19 protein-coding genes and 1 riboswitch are annotated in these 18796 nt (G+C 59.6%); of the genes, 16 read left to right on the forward strand and 3 right to left on the reverse strand.

What is annotated here, in order from left to right:
- Positions 1-3: 3 nt before the first annotated feature.
- The 12 genes from cbiB (at position 4) to Q1K07_RS10810 (ending at position 11950) form a co-directional block, all read left to right on the forward strand.
- On the forward strand, positions 4-1053 hold the full coding sequence (gene cbiB, locus Q1K07_RS10755; RefSeq protein WP_300310623.1) for an adenosylcobinamide-phosphate synthase CbiB: 1050 nt from the start codon (positions 4-6) through the stop codon (positions 1051-1053).
- Positions 1050-2168 (forward strand): threonine-phosphate decarboxylase CobD, encoded by a 1119-nt coding sequence (gene cobD / locus Q1K07_RS10760; protein ID WP_300310625.1) that lies wholly within the window; start codon positions 1050-1052, stop codon positions 2166-2168. Before cbiB ends, cobD begins: the two co-directional genes overlap by 4 nt.
- On the forward strand, positions 2165-2788 hold the full coding sequence (locus Q1K07_RS10765) for a bifunctional adenosylcobinamide kinase/adenosylcobinamide-phosphate guanylyltransferase (protein ID WP_300310627.1): 624 nt from the start codon (positions 2165-2167) through the stop codon (positions 2786-2788). The genes cobD and Q1K07_RS10765 overlap by 4 nt, the downstream gene beginning before the upstream one ends.
- Positions 2785-3618, forward strand: a complete 834-nt coding sequence (gene cobS, locus Q1K07_RS10770) for an adenosylcobinamide-GDP ribazoletransferase (protein WP_300310629.1) — start codon at positions 2785-2787, stop codon at positions 3616-3618. The genes Q1K07_RS10765 and cobS overlap by 4 nt, the downstream gene beginning before the upstream one ends.
- Complete coding sequence (locus Q1K07_RS10775) at positions 3570-4283, forward strand: histidine phosphatase family protein (RefSeq protein ID WP_300310631.1); 714 nt, start codon at positions 3570-3572, stop codon at positions 4281-4283. The genes cobS and Q1K07_RS10775 overlap by 49 nt, the downstream gene beginning before the upstream one ends.
- Positions 4235-4672 (forward strand): bifunctional adenosylcobinamide kinase/adenosylcobinamide-phosphate guanylyltransferase, encoded by a 438-nt coding sequence (locus tag Q1K07_RS10780; protein ID WP_300310633.1) that lies wholly within the window; start codon positions 4235-4237, stop codon positions 4670-4672. The genes Q1K07_RS10775 and Q1K07_RS10780 overlap by 49 nt, the downstream gene beginning before the upstream one ends.
- 116 nt (positions 4673-4788) lie before the next feature.
- Positions 4789-5056: riboswitch (cobalamin riboswitch) on the forward strand.
- A 116-nt stretch (positions 5057-5172) separates the two neighbouring features.
- Positions 5173-7014 (forward strand): TonB-dependent receptor, encoded by a 1842-nt coding sequence (locus Q1K07_RS10785; RefSeq protein WP_300310635.1) that lies wholly within the window; start codon positions 5173-5175, stop codon positions 7012-7014.
- 101 nt (positions 7015-7115) lie between these two features.
- Positions 7116-8009 carry a cobalamin-binding protein gene (locus Q1K07_RS10790; protein WP_300310637.1) on the forward strand — a complete coding sequence of 298 codons (894 nt, stop codon included), beginning with the start codon at positions 7116-7118 and terminating at the stop codon, positions 8007-8009.
- 70 nt (positions 8010-8079) lie between these two features.
- Entirely contained in the window at positions 8080-8997 is a 918-nt protein-coding gene (locus Q1K07_RS10795) for an iron ABC transporter permease (RefSeq protein ID WP_300310719.1), read from the forward strand.
- Positions 8998-9015: 18 nt separating this feature from the next.
- A complete protein-coding gene (locus Q1K07_RS10800) occupies positions 9016-9789 on the forward strand; it encodes an ABC transporter ATP-binding protein (RefSeq protein WP_300310640.1) in 774 nt (257 codons plus the stop codon).
- 90 nt (positions 9790-9879) lie between these two features.
- Positions 9880-10491 carry a cob(I)yrinic acid a,c-diamide adenosyltransferase gene (gene cobO / locus Q1K07_RS10805; protein ID WP_300310643.1) on the forward strand — a complete coding sequence of 204 codons (612 nt, stop codon included), beginning with the start codon at positions 9880-9882 and terminating at the stop codon, positions 10489-10491.
- A 1-nt stretch (position 10492) separates the two neighbouring features.
- Complete coding sequence (locus tag Q1K07_RS10810; protein WP_300310645.1) at positions 10493-11950, forward strand: cobyric acid synthase; 1458 nt, start codon at positions 10493-10495, stop codon at positions 11948-11950.
- A 42-nt stretch (positions 11951-11992) separates the two neighbouring features.
- Here Q1K07_RS10810 and Q1K07_RS10815 read toward each other — a convergent pair whose 3' ends face one another.
- Positions 11993-12733 (reverse strand): glycerophosphodiester phosphodiesterase family protein, encoded by a 741-nt coding sequence (locus Q1K07_RS10815; protein WP_300310647.1) that lies wholly within the window; start codon positions 12731-12733, stop codon positions 11993-11995.
- A gap of 427 nt (positions 12734-13160) precedes the next feature.
- Here Q1K07_RS10815 and Q1K07_RS10820 point away from each other — a divergent pair, with 427 nt between their 5' ends.
- The gene (locus tag Q1K07_RS10820) at positions 13161-13775 is read left to right on the forward strand and encodes a hypothetical protein (RefSeq protein ID WP_300310649.1); all 615 of its coding nucleotides are present in this window, start codon (positions 13161-13163) and stop codon (positions 13773-13775) included.
- A 160-nt stretch (positions 13776-13935) separates the two neighbouring features.
- Here the strand turns inward: Q1K07_RS10820 and azu are convergent, their stop codons facing one another.
- Positions 13936-14436: an azurin gene (gene azu / locus Q1K07_RS10825; RefSeq protein WP_300310651.1), complete on the reverse strand. Its 501-nt coding sequence runs from the start codon at positions 14434-14436 to the stop codon at positions 13936-13938.
- A 226-nt stretch (positions 14437-14662) separates the two neighbouring features.
- On the opposite strand from azu, the gene Q1K07_RS10830 reads away from it, so the two are divergent.
- On the forward strand, positions 14663-15655 hold the full coding sequence (locus tag Q1K07_RS10830) for an NADPH:quinone reductase (protein WP_300310653.1): 993 nt from the start codon (positions 14663-14665) through the stop codon (positions 15653-15655).
- Positions 15656-15661: 6 nt separating this feature from the next.
- On the opposite strand, the gene Q1K07_RS10835 is transcribed toward Q1K07_RS10830, so the two are convergent.
- Positions 15662-16558 carry a MurR/RpiR family transcriptional regulator gene (locus Q1K07_RS10835; RefSeq protein ID WP_300310655.1) on the reverse strand — a complete coding sequence of 299 codons (897 nt, stop codon included), beginning with the start codon at positions 16556-16558 and terminating at the stop codon, positions 15662-15664.
- Positions 16559-16734: 176 nt separating this feature from the next.
- On the opposite strand from Q1K07_RS10835, the gene Q1K07_RS10840 reads away from it, so the two are divergent.
- Together Q1K07_RS10840 and Q1K07_RS10845 are read left to right on the forward strand one after the other, a co-directional pair.
- Entirely contained in the window at positions 16735-18060 is a 1326-nt protein-coding gene (locus Q1K07_RS10840; RefSeq protein ID WP_300310657.1) for an aspartate aminotransferase family protein, read from the forward strand.
- A 21-nt stretch (positions 18061-18081) separates the two neighbouring features.
- Entirely contained in the window at positions 18082-18648 is a 567-nt protein-coding gene (locus Q1K07_RS10845) for a carboxymuconolactone decarboxylase family protein (protein ID WP_300310659.1), read from the forward strand.
- Positions 18649-18796 lie beyond the last annotated feature (148 nt).

Here is an 18796-nt window from a genome sequence, read left to right on the forward strand (position 1 = left end):
CCGATGCCTTTCGCGCTTCCTGCTCCCTTTTCCAGCGAAATTCTGTGGTTGACCCTACTGGCACTGCTGGTGGATCTGACCATCGGGGACCCGCGCTGGTTACCCCACCCCGTTGTGGCCCTTGGCCGCTTGATTGCATGGCTGGATAAGCTCTGGAATCACGGCAGTGAGCGTGCCCGGCGTATCAAGGGGATTGTTCTGGCCGTGGTCGTAGTGGTGCTTGCCTGGAGCCTCACGGCGCTGGTGCTGGCTCTGGCAGCCAGGGTGAACACGTGGTTGGCGCTGGTCGTGGAGGTGTTGCTGCTGGCGACATGCCTGGCTGCTCATGGCTTGGTGGCCGCGGCGCGAGAGGTTTTCATTCCCTTGCGCCGGGGCGATCTGGTGGCGGCCAGACAGGCAGTTGCTGCTCTGGTCGGGCGGGATACCCGCGAGCTGGATGAAGCCGGGGTTGCCCGAGCCTGTGTCGAGAGTGTGGCGGAGAACACCGTGGATGGCATTACTGCGCCATTGTTCTGGGCTCTGGTCGGTGGGGCTCCCATGGCCATGGCCTACAAGGCAGTGAATACTCTGGATTCCATGGTCGGATACCGTAATGAACGCTATACGGATTTCGGCTGGGCATCGGCTCGCTTGGATGACATCGCCAACTGGTTGCCGGCTCGGGTGACAGCGTTTGCCATGTGGCTGACAGCCCCGGTATTGCTGAGTGGCTATTGGCGCCGTACTCGCATGCATCTATGGAAGGAAGCATGGCGTGCCACTTGCCGGGAAGCGCCACGCCACCCCAGTCCCAACAGTGGTTGGCCCGAGGCGATGGTAGCCAATCTGCTGGGAATACAACTCGGGGGGCGTAATGTCTATGGTAATCAGGTGTCCGAGCGTGCCCGCCTGGGGCGGCCGTTGCAGACGTTGCATGCCGGGCATATCCAGGAGGCCATCTTGTGTCTGCATGCCGGCACCATTGGGGTGGTCGTCATGCTGGTGATCGCGGCACCAATGATCACCACCTTGCTGCAGGCCGTATTGGCCATATGGCGAGGAGGAGCGGCATGAGATCGTTACGCTCTCAACGGCAGGGGTCTCAATCGCAGCAGTGGCCACAACATGGTGGTGAAGGCGATGCCCTGTTGGCGCGACTGGGGATTTGTGGCAATGACGCTCTGACCGACCTGAGTGCCAGCCTCAATCCACTGGGACCGCCGGTTTGGCTTGGTGACTGGCTGGGCCGTTCGTTGCCTCTACTGACTCATTATCCAGACCGCCAGCAACAGGAAGCGCGTGAGGCGCTGGCGCGTCATCACGGTCTCGATACGGGCCAGGTGCGCGTGACCAATGGGGGAGCAGAGGCGATCCATCTGATTGCCCAGGCGTACCATGGAAAACGCGCCCTGGTGATTGAACCTACCTTTGGCGAGTACGCGCGGGCGTGTGAGCTGAATGGCATGGAGGTTCGACGCCTGTCCCTCGTCGGCGATGACTTTCGTCTCGATGTGGATGAACTGTGTCAGGCGCTGGTGACGGTGGATGTAGTCTTTCTCTGCCGCCCGAACAATCCCACTGGCACTCTGGTGTCGGGCCAGGCCATCGAGACGTTGCTGGAGCATGCCGAAGCAGCGAATACGTTGCTGGTCGTCGATGAAGCCTTCATTGAATTCCATGGTGAACAGGCCTCTCTCGTCGATTGGGTGAGAAGGGGAGCGCCATTGATCCTGCTGCGTTCGTTGACCAAGTTCTACTGCCTGCCCGGGCTGCGCTTGGGCTATCTGCTGGCACAGCCGGAACGGGTGCAGCAGATTTCTGAATACCAAGTGGCCTGGAGTCTCAATGCGCTGGCTGCTGCTTTGATACCGCACTTGCTGAATGACCAGGACTATGCCGAACGCACGTTGAACTGGGTGTCCAGGGAACGCTCTCGCGTGAGCGAAACCCTGCGACGCCTTGGTTATGTCGTTCCCGAGGTGCATGCCAATTTTGTCCTGTGCCGTCCTGGGGGCGTTGCCAGTCCTGCACGGGGTGAAGCCATGCTGCACCAACTGGTGAGGCATGGCTTCATTGCCCGCCATACGCATACCTTTGCTGGCCTGGATGGCAGTTGGGTACGTTTGGCCCTGGGCCTGCCTGCGACCAATGACGCCTGGCTTGCAGCCCTTGCCGGAGATGCCGAGTGATCGTCTTCGTCAGCGGAGGGGTGCGCAGCGGCAAGAGTCGCGTGGCCGAGTCGCTGGCTCGCTCACTGCACCAACAGCCCGACCGATGTGGCGGCAGGCTATGGTATCTGGCCACGGCCAAGACGACAGACGGGGAAATGCGCGAGCGGATCGCACGTCATCGTTGTGATCGCGGTGATGGCTGGACGACCCTGGAAGCGCCCTGGGACCTGGCTTCTGCCTGGAGGCAGGTAGGTAACGGCGATACCTTGCTGCTCGATTGCCTGACCTTATGGGCCAGTCAGGTCATGTTCGACAGCCCGCTGGACGATGATCAGGCCTTGGCCATGTTCGGCGAGTTGCTGGATGACGCTCGGGCACGCAGCATCGCTCTGGTCGTGGTCTCCAATGATCTCAATGAAGCGCTGCCTCCTCGGGATGCCATGGTGTGGCGTTACCTGGCCTTCCTGCAGCGCATCCATTGTCATCTGGCGGACGTTGCCGATCGGGTCGTGGAGGTGGTAGCCGGGCAGGTGATCGATTGGAAGGCCGCGCCATGTGCGCTTGAGGATGAAACGCGCCTTCACGTTGAGGAGCGTATCGTCACCGGGGAACGCATTGATACAAAGAGGCATACATGACGCAGTCGACCAGTGAGGAGACACAGAAGCCACAGGGTGACTGGCGTGATGCCGCTCACGGGGTGGGCCTCGCTATTCAGTTCCTGACGCGTATCCCGCTGCCCGTGGCCTGTGATTGGAACCAGGCATCGCGGCGTTGGGCCGCGCGGGCATATCCGCTGGTGGGTGCCTTGATCGGGATAGTGCTGGGCATGGTGAGCTGGGGCAGCGAGGCTCTGGGGTTACCTTTGCCACTACAGGCATTGCTGATCGTCAGCCTGTGGGTCGGGTTGAGTGGTGGGTTGCATCTGGATGGCTTGATGGATCTTGCCGACGCCCTGGGCAGCAATGCCCCGCTGGAAAAGCGCTGGGCGATCATGAAAGATCCGCAGGTAGGCAGTTTTGCAGTGGTGGTGGTGGTATTTCATCTGGCCTGGAAGCTGGCGCTGGTGTGGTGGCTGCTCGAACTTGAAGCGGGGATCTGGTGGCTGGTGGCCATTCCTGTCCTGGCTCGCTGGATGGCGGTGTTCCTGCTGGTCCGGGTACCGGCGGCGCGCCCGGAAGGGCTGGCCCATCTATGGCAGCAGAGCCTGGTGCCGCGTGATCTGATGTTGGCGACGGCACTGCCCGGTTTGCTGTTTGTGCTGCCGGTTGTGCTGATAAGTTCATGGCAAGTGTGGGGCATGCTGACATTGGGACTGGCAACCGCCTTGTTTGTTGTCATCTTTGCCACGGGGGCGAGACGGGCTTTTGGTGGTATCAGCGGCGATCTGCTGGGGGCTGCAATCGAAGGAGGAGAGTTATGGCTATTGGTGTGGGCCTCGAGCTGGTGGTGGTTCGCCACGGCGTGACCCAATGGAATCTGGAAAAGCGCTACCAAGGGCAGCGTGATATCGAGTTGCTGATGCCGGATGCCCTGGAGGGGATGGATCGTCTGCGCGATTATCTGGAAGGCGAACGCTTCGATGCCGTGGTCACCAGTGACCTGGTCCGTTGTCGTCAGACGCTGGCGCATATCTCGGAAGGTCGCGACTGGCCCAGTCCACGTCTGGATAAGCGCCTGCGCGAAAATGACTTTGGTGCCTTCGAGGGGTGTACCTGGGAAGAACTCAAGGATGACCCGGCCTATCGTGCCTGGATCGACAGTGCCGGAGAACTGGCTCCGACGGGAGGAGAGTCTGCCCAGCAACTGCGCGAACGACTGGAAGCCGCCTTGAACGATATTTTCGCCGACGCTGCTGGAACAGTTGCAGAACGAGTGGTTGGAAAAGTGGTAGAGGAAAGAGCTGTTGGAGACGTTGCAGAAAAAGCTGCTGGAGAGCAGCGGTACAAGGTGCTGGTGGTCACCCATGGTGGTGTGATTCGTGAATGGCGGCGTGGCTTCGAACAGGTTTCATTCTGGGACGGCGTCGTGGAACAGGCGTCCGGGCGGCGCTGGTATCTGACAACCACCACAGAGGGTGTGACATGCAACTCTTCCTCGGCGGTGCCTGTGCTGGCAAGCGCGAACGTGTGAGCGAACGCTTTCCTCAGGCAAGCTGGATTCAGGCCAGCGAAGCACTGGAGCGAATGCCGTCTCCGCATTTGCCGGAGAGCCACGCTGAGGTGGTGATCCATGGCTGGCTCGAATGGCTTGAAGATGTCTGCCGCAAAGGTAGTGGCGCTGGACGGGAGAACGATGCGCTGCGTGAATGCTGGTGTAAGGCCTTCAGGGACTGGGCTGGTCGTGAGTCAGCAGACGTGGTGTTGATTGTCCCGGAAGTCGGGCGCGGAATCGTGCCTGTCGAGCCACTCCAGCGTCGGCTGCGTGATCTGGCGGGCTGGCTGGCCCAGGATGCCGCCGATGCCAGCAGTCGCGTATGGCATGTGCGCCATGGCCTGGTCATGGCCTTGAAAGGGCCTTGATGACACAGCGTCACATTGACGCTCATGGCTGGCATTGGTAGTTTACTTGGGTTCTCAGGTGCCCCTGAAGGAGCGGCATATCACTCGCTGTGATGGAAACGCTGAATAAATCGGCGAGCGGCAAGAAGATATGACGTTCCTGAACGCATGTGATGCGTCGGGGTGAAACGGGAAGTCGGTGACAATCCGACGCTGCCCCCGCAACGGTGATCGAGTAAAGCGCGGCCTGACACACCACTGTGCATATCTAGAACTGTCGACATGAGCAACAGGCTCGTCGGCACTTCCAGGCGGGCTTGCTGCCCGGCACGGGAAGGTGGTCGCGTGGAACACATAGAGGTTCGCTCGTCAGCCCGGAGACCGGCCTGAAATTCCATGCCAGGGGCGGTGGGCTCCCGAAGCTGGGCGCGTTGCTACGCCTTCCTTCCTCATTTCCCCGTTCTTGGTCATTCAAGGCTTTGTGCCGTGCGGGTGCGCATGGTACCAGGGGATACTTCATCATGCTGCGCTCCTTCCTTCCTGCCCGAGCGGTATCAGGCCTGCCTGCTCTCGGTCTTGCAGCCATGCCGCTGGCATTCGTTGCTCAGGCCAGTGCCCAGAGCACTGCCGATGATGAAAGGGTGAATCTCGATCCTATGGTCGTATCTGCGACCCTGGCGCCACGCACGGCCAGTGAGACATTGTCTTCGGTCAGTGTCATCAACGAACAGGCGCTACGCCAGCGCGACCCCATCAGTCTGATCGATGCCCTGCGTGGCCAGGCGGGCGTTGATTTTTCATCCAGCGGTGGGTTCGGCAAGAACACCAGCCTCTATCTGCGTGGTACCGGTCCTGAATCGACATTGTTGCTGATTGATGGCATGCGTCTGCGCTCGGCCACTAACGGTGGTCCGGCCTGGCAGTTTCTTGACCCGCGCATGTTCGAACGCATCGAAGTCGTGCGGGGACCGCGTGGTGCGTTATATGGTGCCGATGCGGTAGGCGGCGTTGTGCAGTTGTTCACCCTCGAACCCGAAGGTGAACAACCGACTCCCAGTATTACCCTGGGAGGAGGTTCCTTTGGCACGGCCAGGGCTCAGGCCAACCTGAGCGGAGAGGCCAATGCGACCCGCTACCAGTTCAGTGCCAGTCATCTGAGCAGTGATGGCACGCAAGTACGCAAGGGCGGGGAAGACAAGGGCTATGACAACACCACAGGCCTGGTGCGGCTGGCTCACGACTTCGACAATGGTGCTGTGCTGGGGATCACGGCGCTGCGTGCTTCAGGCAATACCGAGTACGAAGGCGGCGATTCCGACTATGTGCAACAGGTGGCCGGTGTATATGGCGAGATACCTGTCACGGCCAACTGGACTTCGCGTTTGACCATCAGTGAAGCCCGCGATGAGCTGGATGATGTTTCCGACCTTGGCGCTACCTCTTTCGATACCACGACACACACGGCGCGTTGGGACAACTCTGTGCTGATGGGCAATCACGAACTGGTCGCCGGGGCAGAGTATCAGCAGGACAAGATCGACAGCACCACCGACTATGCCGAAGACAGTCGCGACAATGTGGCGGTGTTCGCTCAGACTCTGCTGGACTTTGCTCCCTTCTCGCTGCAGGTCGGCCTGCGCCATGACGACAACGAGGCCTTCGGCGGCGAGACCACCGGGCACCTTGCTCTGGGTTACGCCCTGGATGATCACTATACCCTGCGGGCCAGTTACGACACGGCATTCCGGGCCCCGACCTTCAATGAGCTGTACTATCCAGGCTTCGGCAATCCTGACCTCGACCCTGAGAAAGCGGAAAGTGTCGAGCTTGGCCTGCGTGGGCAGTATGGCCGGGGATTCTGGGATGTCGCCGTGTACCAGAGTGATATCGAGGACATGGTGGCATATACGGTGCAGGACTCGCATTATGCACCGTTCAATGTGGATCGCGCCCGCATTCGTGGCGTTGAGCTGACCACAGGTCTGGAGTGGAACCAGTGGGTTCTGGCGGCTTCCGCCACCTACACCGACCCCGAAGACCGGGATAGCGGCAAACGTCTCGCGCGCCGTGCGACCCAAGGGGTGCGCCTGGATGCCGATCGCCGCATTGGCGACTGGAATCTCGGTGCATCTTTCGTGGCACAGAACCATCGTTACAACGATGCGGACAATAAAGAACGCTTGCCAGGCTATGGCACGATCGACCTGAGGGCAGGCTGGCATTTCGCCCCTCAATGGAAGGCCAACCTGACCCTGGAGAATGTCCTCGACCGCGAATATGCCACCGCGCGGGATAGCTACAACGAGTGGGACTACATCAACCCCGGACGTGCGGCCTACTTGAGTGTTGGCTTCCAGCCATGAGCAGCCCTGAGCCCATGAGCAGCCCTGAGCTTATGAACAACAGCCCTGAGCTCATGAACAACAGCCCTGCACGCAGAGAAAACGGCAGAGGGCTACAGCGAATGAGAGCCCTCAGTAGTGCATTACTGGTCATGGGCTTGTCGGTCGGCATCGTCGCGGCGAACGCTGAAGAAGCTCCGCGATGTGTCGTGGATGATAGTGGAACTGAAGTCTGTCTTGCTGCGCCGGCACAACGCATTGTCGCGCTGGCCCCCAGCGTGACGGAGTTGCTGTTCGCTGCCGGGGCAGGAAAAAAGGTCGTCGGCGCAGTGAGTTTCAGCGATTATCCGCAGGCCGCCCAAGCCTTGCCAAGGGTGGGAAGCTATGACCGTATCGACCTGGAAGCCTTGCTGGGACTTGAGCCTGACCTGGTCGTGAGCTGGGATGGTGGCAATCCCCGTGAGCAGGTAGAGCGACTGTCTGCGCTCGGGATCAAGGTATTTCATTCCGATGCGAGAAGCTTCGAGACGATAGCTTCGACTCTGGAACGCCTGGGCGTACTGGCCGACAGCCAGGATGAGGCGGAACAGGTTGCGGCAGCACTGCGTGATGACATTCGCGATCTCACCCAGCGCTATGCGGATGCCGAACCTGTGAGCGTGTTCTACGAAGTCTGGGAAAAACCCCTGATGACCATCAATGGCCAGCATTGGATCAGCCAATCTCTGGCATTGTGCGGGGGCGTCAATCTGTTTGCCGATGAGGCTCCCATGGTACCGCGCATTTCCCAAGAGGCCGTATTGGCAGCGAATCCCGAAGCGATCATCACCGGGGGAATGGGTAAGGCGGACGCTTCCTGGCTCGATGCCTGGCGAGCCTATCCACATCTCAAAGCGGTCGAGCGCGATAACCTTTTCTTCATCAATCCCGACCTGGTGCAGAGGGCCACGCCGCGCCTGGTAGAAGGTACCCGGTCTCTCTGTCGTCATCTGGAGAGCGCCCGTGAGCGCCGCTGATGCTTCGTTGCGCCACCTGCCTCGGATCTGGCCGCCATTATGTGTGCTGGGGCTGATCTCCGTGGCCGCTATGCTATTGGCGCTGGCGCTGGGTAGTATCAATCTGTCGCCTGATGAGCTGTGGGCCGCGCTGCTGGGGAATGGCAGCGCCTTGCACCAGACCTTGCTCTGGGAGCTGCGCCTACCGAGAGCCCTGGCCGCTTTCGGTACTGGTGCGCTGCTGGCACTGGCCGGCGCGTTGATGCAAGTACTGCTGCGCAATCCACTGGCCGACCCTTATGTGCTGGGGTTGTCCGGGGGAGCGGCAGTGGCAGCCTTGCTTGCCATGCTGGCGGGCCTGGGGGCTGCACTGGTCTCCTTGGCGGCTTTCTCTGGAGCCCTGTTGTCCACACTGCTGGTCTTCGGCCTGGCCCATGGCGGAGGCAGCTGGACCCCAGCCAGGCTCCTGCTGACCGGTATCGTCCTGGCTTCCGGCTGGGGGGCCACCATCACTTTTCTCCTGACCATCAGTCCAGTGGAGCAGTTACCTGGCATGCTGTATTGGCTGATGGGGGACATGGCCTATGCCGGAACTCCCTGGCCGGTACTCAGCCTGGCCGCTATCGCTGCCGTGTCATTGGCACCTTTCGGACGCACCCTCAATGTGCTGGCCCGAGGTGGGCTTCAGGCCGCCGCTCTAGGGGTGGCGGTTCGTCCGATGGAACTGGGGCTATATGCAGCAGCGAGCCTTGCCACGGCGGTTGCCGTCACGACGGCAGGCAGTGTCGGCTTCGTCGGCTTGATGGTGCCGCATATGCTGCGCCTGCGTCTGGGTTCCGATCAACGGGTCATCCTGCCGGCTTCCTTGCTGGCCGGAGGGGCGCTGCTGACTCTGGCTGATACGCTGGCGCGTACGGTCATTGCTCCCCAGCAGCTACCCGTTGGTGTCATCACGGCGCTGCTCGGTGTTCCGAGTTTCCTGTACCTGCTGCATCGCAGCCGTGGCTGATGGGGTGAGGAGACTGACATGCACCTGAGTACCCAGGAACTGGTAATTGATATACCGGAGCGCGCAGATGGCAGTGCGCTTTCCCTGACGATCGCGCCAGGCTCGCGCTGGGGAATTCTTGGTCCCAACGGCACCGGCAAGACAACATTGCTGCATACCTTGGCAGGTTTGAAAGCACCGCGGCGTGGCCGTGTGTGCCTGGACGGAGTGCCTCTGGGACAGCTGCGTCGACGTCATGTTGCCCAGCACATGGGGATGGTGTTCCAGCATCACCAGGACGATTTCCCGGCCAGCGTGCTCGAGACAGCATTGATCGGACGCCATCCTTTTCTGCACCTCTGGCAAAACGAGAGTGCTGAAGACATCCAGCAGGCCCAGCAGGCCCTGGTTCGCTTGGGGGTCGGTCATCTGGCCACACGCCCCATCGCTACCCTGTCGGGCGGTGAGCGGCAGAGAGTGGGTATCGCCACGGTGCTGACGCAGTCACCTGCGGTGTGGCTGGTGGATGAACCGACCAATCATCTGGATCTGCACCATCAGATGGCCGTCATGGCACTGCTTGATGAGCAGGCGACATCGGGGCATGCCGTCGTCATGTGCTTGCATGACCTGAATATGGCGGCTCGCTGGTGTGATTATCTGTTGCTGCTGTATCCCGATGGCGAAGCCTGCTGGGGCGAGCGCGATGCCATGCTGAGCATTCCGGCACTGGAGCGACTCTATGGCCAATCCCTGACCTCGGCCATCATTGATGGGGTGAGTGTCTTTGTGCCTCTTTCAAACGCTGTCTAGCTTCAAACACTGCCTAGGTCCAAACACTGTCTAGTTTCAAACGCTTTCTCGTTTCACACTTTTGGCCAGTTTCAAATTCCTGGAGGTTTCATGAGTCGTCCTCAAGTTGATTCCGAGCGTCATGCGCAGCGGATGGCGAACAAGCAGCGCATCATGCGCGAACGTATCGCCAATGCCGACAAGGAGCAGGGCGTTCTGCTGGTGCTGACCGGGGCTGGCAAGGGCAAGAGTTCATCGGCCTTCGGCATGCTGGCTCGGGCGCTGGGACATAGCATGAACGTGGGTGTCGTGCAATTCATCAAGGGGGCCTTTGCCACTGGCGAGGCCGCTTTCTGCCGTGCCCAGCCCGGGGTTCGCTTTCATGTCATGGGGGAAGGCTATAGCTGGGACACTCAGGATATCCAGCGTGACATGGCGGCCGCCGAAGCAGCCTGGGACAAGGCGCGAGAGCTGCTGCGTGATCCCGATGTCGACATGGTATTGCTGGATGAGCTCAACATTGCCTTGCGTCGTGGTTATCTGGAGCTCGATCGGGTGCTGGATGACCTTCAGTCCAGGCCGGAGATGCAGCATGTGGTCGTGACGGGGCGTCACGCTCCAGAAGCGCTGATCGAGCTGGCCGATACGGTAACGGAGATGCGAGTGGTCAAGCACGCGTTCAAGGAGCAGGGCATCAAGGCCCAGAAAGGCGTGGAGTGGTGATATGCCGACACTGATGATACAGGGCACGACGTCGGATGCAGGCAAGAGCACGGTGGTGGCAGGGCTTTGCCGAGCCTTGTATCGACGCGGTTTCAAGGTGGCGCCGTTCAAGCCACAGAACATGGCGTTAAACAGTGCAGTGACCATCGATGGCGGCGAGATCGGCCGCTCCACGGCCTTGCAGGCCCAGGCGGCAGGCGTCGAACCACATAGCGACATGAATCCCGTGCTGCTCAAGCCAGAAGGTGACCAGCGGTCACAGGTGATTCTTGCCGGGCGAGTCTACGGCAGCATGCAGGCGCTGGATTATCACGCTTACAAGACCACTGCACGAGAAACCGTGATGTCCTGCTGGCAACGCCTGTCGCGCCGCTATGACGTCATCATCGCAGAAGGCGCCGGGAGTCCGGCTGAGGTCAACCTGCGTCAGGGCGATATCGCCAATATGGGCTTTGCCGAAGCAGCGGACTGTCCGGTATTGCTGGTGGGGGATATCGAGCGGGGCGGTGTCTTTGCGCAGTTGTGCGGCACCCTGGGATTGGTTTCCAGCAGTGAGTGGCAACGTATAAAAGGGCTGATCATCAATCGCTTCCGGGGGGATATTTCCCTGCTTGAACCGGGCTTGAGCTGGCTCGAGGCTCGCGAAAACAAGTCCGTGCTTGGTGTGTTGCCCTATCTGCCAGGGTTGATGCTGGATGCTGAAGACAGTCTGTCCCTTGAGCAGCGTGTTGAAGGTGATGGCGCGCTCAAGGTGGTCGTGCCGGCGCTACCTCGGATCAGCAATCACACCGACCTGGATCCATTGCGCCTGCACCCCGGTGTGTCCTTGCATGTCGTCGGACCAGATGCCCCCGTGCCGGAAGCGGATGTGATCCTCCTGCCTGGGAGCAAGAGCACGCTCTCTGACCTTGCCTGGTTACGGCAACAGGGGTGGGAGGAGCGTCTGCAGCGCCACTTGCGTTATGGCGGGCGGGTGCTGGGTATCTGTGGCGGTTTCCAGATGCTGGGCGACTGGATCAATGACCCTGATGGCCTGGAAGGTGATCCGGGTGGTGCTCCAGGATTTGGCCTGTTGCGCATGGAAACCGTATTGCGCCCGACCAAGCAGTTGCGTCGTATCAGCGGCCGCATCGCGACAGCCGACGGCTCATGCAGCATCCATGGCTACGAAATCCACCAGGGCATCAGTCGGGGCGAGGCACTGACACGGCCGCTGATGACCCTGGAAGGACGCGATGAAGGTGCCGTGAGCGAGGATGGCCAGGTAATGGGGACCTACCTGCATGGCCTGTTCGATACGCCGGATGCCTGCACGACATTGCTGGCTTGGCTGGGATTGAACAAAGGTGAGGCCCGGCGCATCGACCTGAATGTCCATCGCGAGGAACAGCTTGAACGTTTGGCTGACAGCATCGAATATCATCTCGATATGGATGCCATCATTGAGTTGATCCGTTGAACCGTTCAATGATGGCGGTATCAGGCGCTGGTTGATGAAAGCCTAATTCATGAAGCGCTGAGGGTCGTCCGAGATCACGCTGGTCACGCCCCAGTCCCAGCGTGGTCCGAACGCTAGCGGGTCGTTGGCGGTATAGCACAGCAGGGGGATACCGGCTTCCTTCACTTCGCGTGCTCGCTTTTCCTTCAGTTGCTTCCAGTCAGTATGCAGGCTGTATGCCTGGAGCGTATCCATCTTCTCGCGCCACCGTTGCGGCAGCTGCTTGGACAGGACGCCCAGTGCCAGCTCATCCGGATCCGCCATGTGACGCGCTTGCTTCAGAGCATGGTAATGGAACGAGGACAGCAGGCGGCGCTCGAAAGGAAGGGCTTCCAGGAACTGTGGAACCACCGCCTTGGCCAGCGCTATCGGGTCTCGCCCGCGACATACCTTGAGCTCCAGGTTGAGACCCATGTCCAGACGTGAGATCAGGCTTAGCATCTCATCCAGAGTGGCCATGCGTTCGCCACGAAATTCCGCGGAAAACCAGGCGCCCACGTCATACTCCCTGGCTTGTTCCAGATGCATCTTGCGCAGTTTTCCACGCCCATCGGAGCAGCGTTTCATGCCTGGGTCATGCCAGATGACCGGCGTGCCGTCTCCAAGCAGCTGCACATCCAGCTCGACCCAGTGGAAACCAGCACGATGAGCTGCACGAACCGCAGCCCGGGTATTCTCCGGAGCATGGGCAGACAGTCCCCGGTGGGCAATCAGTCGAGGCAGGTGGGGAGAGGGTGGCGTCATGGCATCTCCTTGGTGATAACCAATATGATCAGCAAGCATCATGCGGGTGCCAGTATGGCATGCCAAGGTATCCTGATAGGAATACAAAGGAAACGCTGAATAAATCAGCCGAGCGGGATGAAGGCTATGTTCGTTCCCGACGAACCATTGCACTTCCCACATCCCTGTGGGTCGCGCAAGGCGCACGGAGCGCAACCACCGGAGCCTATGGGGTATAGGTGAGGATGGTGAGCACCGCGCCCCCATTCGCCGGGAGCGAATTGGAACATCCTTCGGATGGCCCGAAGGGTAGCCGCCATGGATGGCGGCTATAGCCCAGTGATTTGCACGCGTAGGCATTTATGCAGTGTTCCCAAGGAAGAGCTTGGCAGCATAATGTGCTAGTCTCCCGCGATTCGTTTGAACCGCTTTTCTCCGGGGAATCTCAATGAAGGTCGTGAAAATCAACCAGCCACAGCAGCGTGAGGCTTGCCTGGCTCGATTGTGTGCCGAAGTCTATGGCCATCAGGCGGGTATCGCTCCCTTGGCGACATTCGCTGGCGTGATCGGAGTGCTGTTCAAGCAGGATGCTGCACGCCTGCTTGCGCTGGTGGATGATCAGTCTCGACCTATCGCGCTGGCACTGCTGGTCAGCGATGAAGCCGGTAAAAGCATGAGTGTCGTGCACATGGTATCGCTGGACCCGGATGCCGATGACCAGGTGTCTGAAGATGTGGTCAAAGCCAAGGCGCGTGGACTCAATCCAGCGTTACGCCTGGTGGCAGAACTTGCCATGCGGGCTCCCATTCGTGTCGATGTGGTCAGCGATGCTGACAAGGCCCGCTTTTCTGCTGCCGGTATCCAGCGTTGGCTCAAGGGGCCGGGTGGTCTGCAGGTTGGACTGGGGCCCAAGCACCCTTCTACCAGCTTCAAGGACTTGCCGCGTGCGCTGACGGTGGACCAGAAATCGGTGGTGGCCAACTTCAAACAGGACAAGGCACTGTTTGAGGATTACAAGAACCGCTTTATCCGCGGACTGGAGTCATTCCCGACCACGCTGTAGTTTGCCTGATGATGTTTGTCTGATGACGTTTGTCTGCTGTCGCAGGTTGCGCTGATGCTGGCAAACAAGACAATGCCCTCGCAGGAGTTCCTGCGAGGGCATTTTGTTGTGGAGACCGTTGACATGGGGCTCCAGCAGACGAGCTTAGTAAGCTGCAGGTTTACTCTGTGACAGTGAACGTCCCGTTCATCATGGCGTAGTGACCCGGGAAGGAGCAGAAGAAAGTCAGGTCCTGGCCGGCCAGGTCGGCTGTGGAGAATTCGACAGTGGTGCTTTCTCCACCACCAATGATATCAGTGGCGGCAATGATGCGGTCATCTTCGGGCAGGTAGCCAGCATCCGGGCCTGCCTGCATGCCGGCCTGAGCGATTTCCTCATAGGCGTCGGTCGGGGCGAGCACCCAGTTATGGCCCATGGCAGAGGCATCCATGCTGCCGGTGTGTTCCAGCGTCAGGCTGACAGTTTCGCAGCTAGAGGGGACGCTGAGCTCTTTCTGGTCGAACTGCATCTGATCATCGCCTGAGATGGTCAGGGCACATTCTTCGGGTACGCCTTCGCCTTCTTCGGCCATGGCGACGGAAGAGCCCATCAGAGGCAGAGCGGCCAGTGCGGCGGCAGCGAGAGCGAAGCGCAGGCTGAGAGCAGTTTTGCGAGAAGTCATGGTGTCGCTCCTGTATGACGTCCTGATTCGAGTTGTCGTAAGTGGCATCATTGGTGAGGATCTGATCCTCTCTCCAATATGTATACACTTTCCTGAGTTTTATGTATGCAGTTTGGGTTGTCAACTCCTGGCGGCGAGTCTCTGGTGACTTGGTGCTTGACCACATTCCCACTCAGCGCTTGACTGAGTAACCCTAACGTCAATAAGCAGCTTAAGGAAATGCTCCGTGGTCAAGCAAATCCAGATCAAGCAAATTCAGTTCTCCCGTACGGGGGGCTCCGAAGTGCTCGAACTCGTCGAGGTCGCGGTGCCTGAGCCTGGGCCCGGTGAGGTTCGGGTGGCCAATCAGGCGATTGGTCTGAACTTCATCGATATCTATTTCCGAACCGGGTTGTACCCGACTGCCGTGATGCCCTCCGGGCTCGGTACCGAAGGTGCCGGTGTGATCGATGCCATCGGCGAGGGCGTCACACATCTCAAGGTAGGCGATCGTGTCGCTTATGCCCAGGCACCTCTAGGTGCTTATGCAGAGCAGCACGTGATGTCCGCAGAAAAAGTGGTGCGATTACCCGACAGTATCGACTTCGATACCGCGGCTGGCTGTATGCTCAAGGGCCTTACGGTGCAGTACTTGCTGCGCCAGACCTATCCCCTCAAGGGCGGCGAGACCATTCTGTTCCATGCCGCTGCCGGGGGTGTGGGGTCGTTGGCCTGCCAGTGGGCGAAGGCACTGGGTGTCAAGTTGATCGGTACCGTCAGTTCAGAGGAAAAGGCCGAGATCGCCATGCGTAACGGGGCCTGGGCGACCATCGATTATACCCGCGAAGATGTAGTGGAACGGGTTCGCGAACTGACGGATGGGGATATGGTGGACGTCGTCTACGATTCCGTCGGCAGGGATACCTGGCTGACTTCTCTGGACTGCCTCAAGAAACGTGGTCTGATGGTCAGCTTCGGCAATGCTTCGGGCCCGGTGGAAGGCGTGAACCTGGGAATTCTCAACCAGAAGGGTTCGTTGTTTGCCACGCGGCCCAGCCTGGCGGGTTATGCCGATACTCGAGAGCGCTTCGAGGCAATGGCCGAGGAGCTTTTCGACATGCTCGCCAGTGGCAGGCTCAAGGTTGATGTCAGCCAGCGCTTCCCTCTGGCTGAAGCAGGCAAGGCGCAGGATGCCGTGGCAGGGCGACAGACAACCGGTTCCACGATCCTGCTCCCTTGACGGGACCTATAATGCTGCGCCGAGTTCCTGAATCATTTTTTCGCGCTGCTTGAGCGCTTCCAGGCCTTTGTCGCCCAGGGTGTCTGCCACTTCGCTGAGCAGGCCCTGGGCGAGCAGCATGAAGGCACACATGCTATTGGAGAAGAACAGACTGTCGTTGGGTACATGGAAGGTTTCACTGGCGACCTGGGCCAGAGGGGAATGCTCGCCATCGGTCAGGGCGATGACATTGATGCCATGGCGGGCCGCTACCTGAGCCGTGGTGACCACGTTAGTGGTGTAAGGAAAGCAACTGATGGCAATCAACACGTCATCGGGCTCCATCTGGGCCAGGGCATCAGCAGTGCCATGGTTGCCAGGATTCAAGACTGACACTTCCGAACGCAGCATCCCCAGGCCATAGGCCAGGAAACTGGCAAGCGATGCGAATTGTCGTTGGCCATGCACTCTCACTCTTTTGGCCGTCGCCAGCTTCTCGACACAGCGCTGGTAGGTGTCCGCATCCAGACGTGCCAGCAGCCCCGAGAAGTTGGCGCTTTCCTGGCGTCCCATGCGTGCCAGGCGCTCGAGACCTCCTCCTTGTTGACGGTCAGTGGCCAGCTTTGCTGCCAGGTCACTGTAGAAATGTCGGCCACCATCGGTCAGTTCGCGACGAAACACTTCCTGTAGCTCGGAAAAGCCACCATAGCCCAAGCGTTGGGCGAGTCGGGTCAGGGTGGATGCATTGACGCTGAGGCGTTGAGCCAGGTCGCTGATGGACGATACGGCACTTTGCTGGGGGGTATCGAGCAGGGTGGCGAGCACCCGTTGTGAGCGCTTGCCGAGACGCATCTCACTGTGTCCGGCACGGATATCTTCGAGACGGGTTTGCAAGGCATCCAGCGTGGCAGGGGCGTCAGTCATCGAGGTTCCTGTGAAGTACGGGCCGACATTCAAGAGGTTAGCGTATTTTGCCAGCTATGTGACGATCTTTCGTGCAAATATCAATTGCTGTATTTAAAAATGCATTGTAAATTTGCATAAAATGTCTTTTGACGTGCATGGATGCTTTTTGCTGATCCGAATACCGGGAGCCTCACATGAGCCATGTTTTCCATCGTCACCTGCATCACCAATACCCCACTGCTGTAGCCGGTGATGGGCCTTACCTGATTGATGCCGACGGGCGCCGTTATCTGGATGCCTGTGGTGGCGCGGCGGTGTCCTGCCTGGGACACAGCGATTCTGATGTCCGCAATGCCATTGCTGACCAAGTGGCGAACATGGCCTATGCGCACAGTTCCTTCTTTACATCGCAACCGATGGAGCAACTGGCAGACTTCCTGGTCGAGCGGGCGCCAGAAGGTATCGAATCGGTGTATTTCGTGTCAGGAGGGTCCGAAGCCGTAGAAGCGGCGCTGAAAATGGCGCGCCAATACTTTCTCGAGATTGGCCAGCCACAGCGACGCCACGTTATCGCCCGGCGCCAGAGTTACCATGGCAACACGCTGGGCGCCTTGGCCACGGGGGGTAATGCCTGGCGACGCCGTCCGTTTGAGCCGTTGTTGATGGAAATGACACACGTCAGCCCTTGCTATGCCTACCGGGGGCAGGAATCTACGGAAACCGCGGAGGCTTATGGGGAGCGTCTGGCGGCAGAACTCGATGCCCAGATTCAGCGCCTGGGACCCGATAGCGTCATGGCGTTCGTTGCGGAACCGGTGGTTGGGGCGACGCTTGGCGCTGTACCGGCGGTACCGGGATATTTTCGTCGGATACGAGAGATCTGCGATCGCTATGGCATTTTGCTGATTCTCGATGAAGTGATGTGTGGCATGGGCCGCACGGGGACCTTGTTTGCGGCTGAACAGGAAGGCATCGCACCCGATCTGACGACCGTGGCCAAGGGCCTGGGGGCGGGGTATCAACCGATTGGTGCTACTTTGGTCAGCGGCAAGATTCGTGATGCCATTGCTGCGGGTTCGGGCTTTTTCCAGCATGGCCACACTTATATCGGCCATGCGACGGCCTGTGCGGCGGCCCTTGCCGTCCAGCAGGTGATTGAAGAGCGCAATCTGCTGGCACGTGTCAGGCAATTGGGAGAAGGGCTGGAGCAACGCCTGAGAGATCGTTTTGCCGAGCATCCATATGTCGATGACATCCGGGGTCGGGGACTCTTCTGGGGGCTGGAACTAGTCGAGAATCGTGAGACCAAGGCGCCTTTCGATGCTGGGCGTGGTATCAACGGGCGTATCAAGGCTGCAGCCATGCAGGCTGGCCTGATGTGCTATCCCGCCGGCGGTACGGTGGATGGCCGCCAGGGCGACCATATCCTGCTGGCGCCGCCGTTCATCCTCGAACAGCAACACCTCGATGAAGTCGTCGACAAGCTGGGGACGGCCATCGATCAAGTGCTGTCCTGTTGAGATATCCACCAAGGAGCTTTCATGGAGATTCAGTCCCGCCTCACTTCCCTCGGCGATGAACAGATGAGTGACGCCCAGCGCGCGGTGCTAAAGGATATTCTCAGTGGCCCCCGGGGCAACCTCGATGGCCCCTTTCTTGCCTGGATCCATAGTCCGGAACTGGCTGACCATGCGCAGCGTCTTGGGGCCTTCTGCCGTTATCACACGCAGTTGCCATTGCGGCTGACAGAATTGGCCATTCTGGCGACGGCATCGTGGTGGCGCTCCCAGGCGGAATGGCAGATACATGAGCCTATCGCCCGTGAGGCTGGCGTATCCGCGACTATCATCGAGTCGTTGAGAAGCGGGGAGACGCCTGATTTCAGTGCTGCGGACGAGTCCCTGGTCTATCGGGTAGCGCGTGAGCTGTACGACACTCGCCGAGTCAGTGATGCGTTGTATCGTGACGCCGTGGATGCCTTGGGTGAGGTGGCTGTTGTCGAACTGGTCGGCGTGCTGGGGTATTACGCTCTGGTCGCGATGACACTCAATGTATTCGAAGTGCGGCGCGGGGAAGCGCCTTTGCCGTTTTCCGAATCGGCATCGTGATCGGAACAGCGTTTTCATTTCCCTGCCAGCCTTCTTGCCGTCCTTTTGTGCGGGCATTGCCTACTGTCTTGTTGCTGCTTTTCTGCCGTTTTTTCGCTAAGTGCGGTATGTGAGAGATCTTCCTGAATCATTCAGCAACTATGCTGAA

It is taken from the genome of Halomonas sp. (assembly GCF_029263665.1).
In the GTDB taxonomy this organism is placed as follows: domain Bacteria; phylum Pseudomonadota; class Gammaproteobacteria; order Pseudomonadales; family Halomonadaceae; genus Halomonas.

What these genes read in the sequence shown, in the direction of transcription:
- cbiB (WP_300310623.1), top strand. Translation starts at nt 4, where the DNA reads ATGCCTTTCGCGCTTCCTGCTCCCTTTTCCAGCGAAATTCTGTGGTTG.
- cobD (WP_300310625.1), top strand. Translation starts at nt 1,050, where the DNA reads ATGAGATCGTTACGCTCTCAACGGCAGGGGTCTCAATCGCAGCAGTGG.
- cobS (WP_300310629.1), top strand. Translation starts at nt 2,785, where the DNA reads ATGACGCAGTCGACCAGTGAGGAGACACAGAAGCCACAGGGTGACTGG.
- Q1K07_RS10775 (WP_300310631.1), top strand. Translation starts at nt 3,570, where the DNA reads ATGGCTATTGGTGTGGGCCTCGAGCTGGTGGTGGTTCGCCACGGCGTG.
- Q1K07_RS10780 (WP_300310633.1), top strand. Translation starts at nt 4,235, where the DNA reads ATGCAACTCTTCCTCGGCGGTGCCTGTGCTGGCAAGCGCGAACGTGTG.
- Q1K07_RS10785 (WP_300310635.1), top strand. Translation starts at nt 5,173, where the DNA reads ATGCTGCGCTCCTTCCTTCCTGCCCGAGCGGTATCAGGCCTGCCTGCT.
- Q1K07_RS10790 (WP_300310637.1), top strand. Translation starts at nt 7,116, where the DNA reads ATGAGAGCCCTCAGTAGTGCATTACTGGTCATGGGCTTGTCGGTCGGC.
- Q1K07_RS10795 (WP_300310719.1), top strand. Translation starts at nt 8,080, where the DNA reads ATGCTATTGGCGCTGGCGCTGGGTAGTATCAATCTGTCGCCTGATGAG.
- Q1K07_RS10800 (WP_300310640.1), top strand. Translation starts at nt 9,016, where the DNA reads ATGCACCTGAGTACCCAGGAACTGGTAATTGATATACCGGAGCGCGCA.
- cobO (WP_300310643.1), top strand. Translation starts at nt 9,880, where the DNA reads ATGAGTCGTCCTCAAGTTGATTCCGAGCGTCATGCGCAGCGGATGGCG.
- Q1K07_RS10810 (WP_300310645.1), top strand. Translation starts at nt 10,493, where the DNA reads ATGCCGACACTGATGATACAGGGCACGACGTCGGATGCAGGCAAGAGC.
- Q1K07_RS10815 (WP_300310647.1), bottom strand. Translation starts at nt 12,733, where the DNA reads ATGACGCCACCCTCTCCCCACCTGCCTCGACTGATTGCCCACCGGGGA.
- Q1K07_RS10820 (WP_300310649.1), top strand. Translation starts at nt 13,161, where the DNA reads ATGAAGGTCGTGAAAATCAACCAGCCACAGCAGCGTGAGGCTTGCCTG.
- azu (WP_300310651.1), bottom strand. Translation starts at nt 14,436, where the DNA reads ATGACTTCTCGCAAAACTGCTCTCAGCCTGCGCTTCGCTCTCGCTGCC.
- Q1K07_RS10835 (WP_300310655.1), bottom strand. Translation starts at nt 16,558, where the DNA reads ATGACTGACGCCCCTGCCACGCTGGATGCCTTGCAAACCCGTCTCGAA.
- Q1K07_RS10840 (WP_300310657.1), top strand. Translation starts at nt 16,735, where the DNA reads ATGAGCCATGTTTTCCATCGTCACCTGCATCACCAATACCCCACTGCT.
- Q1K07_RS10845 (WP_300310659.1), top strand. Translation starts at nt 18,082, where the DNA reads ATGGAGATTCAGTCCCGCCTCACTTCCCTCGGCGATGAACAGATGAGT.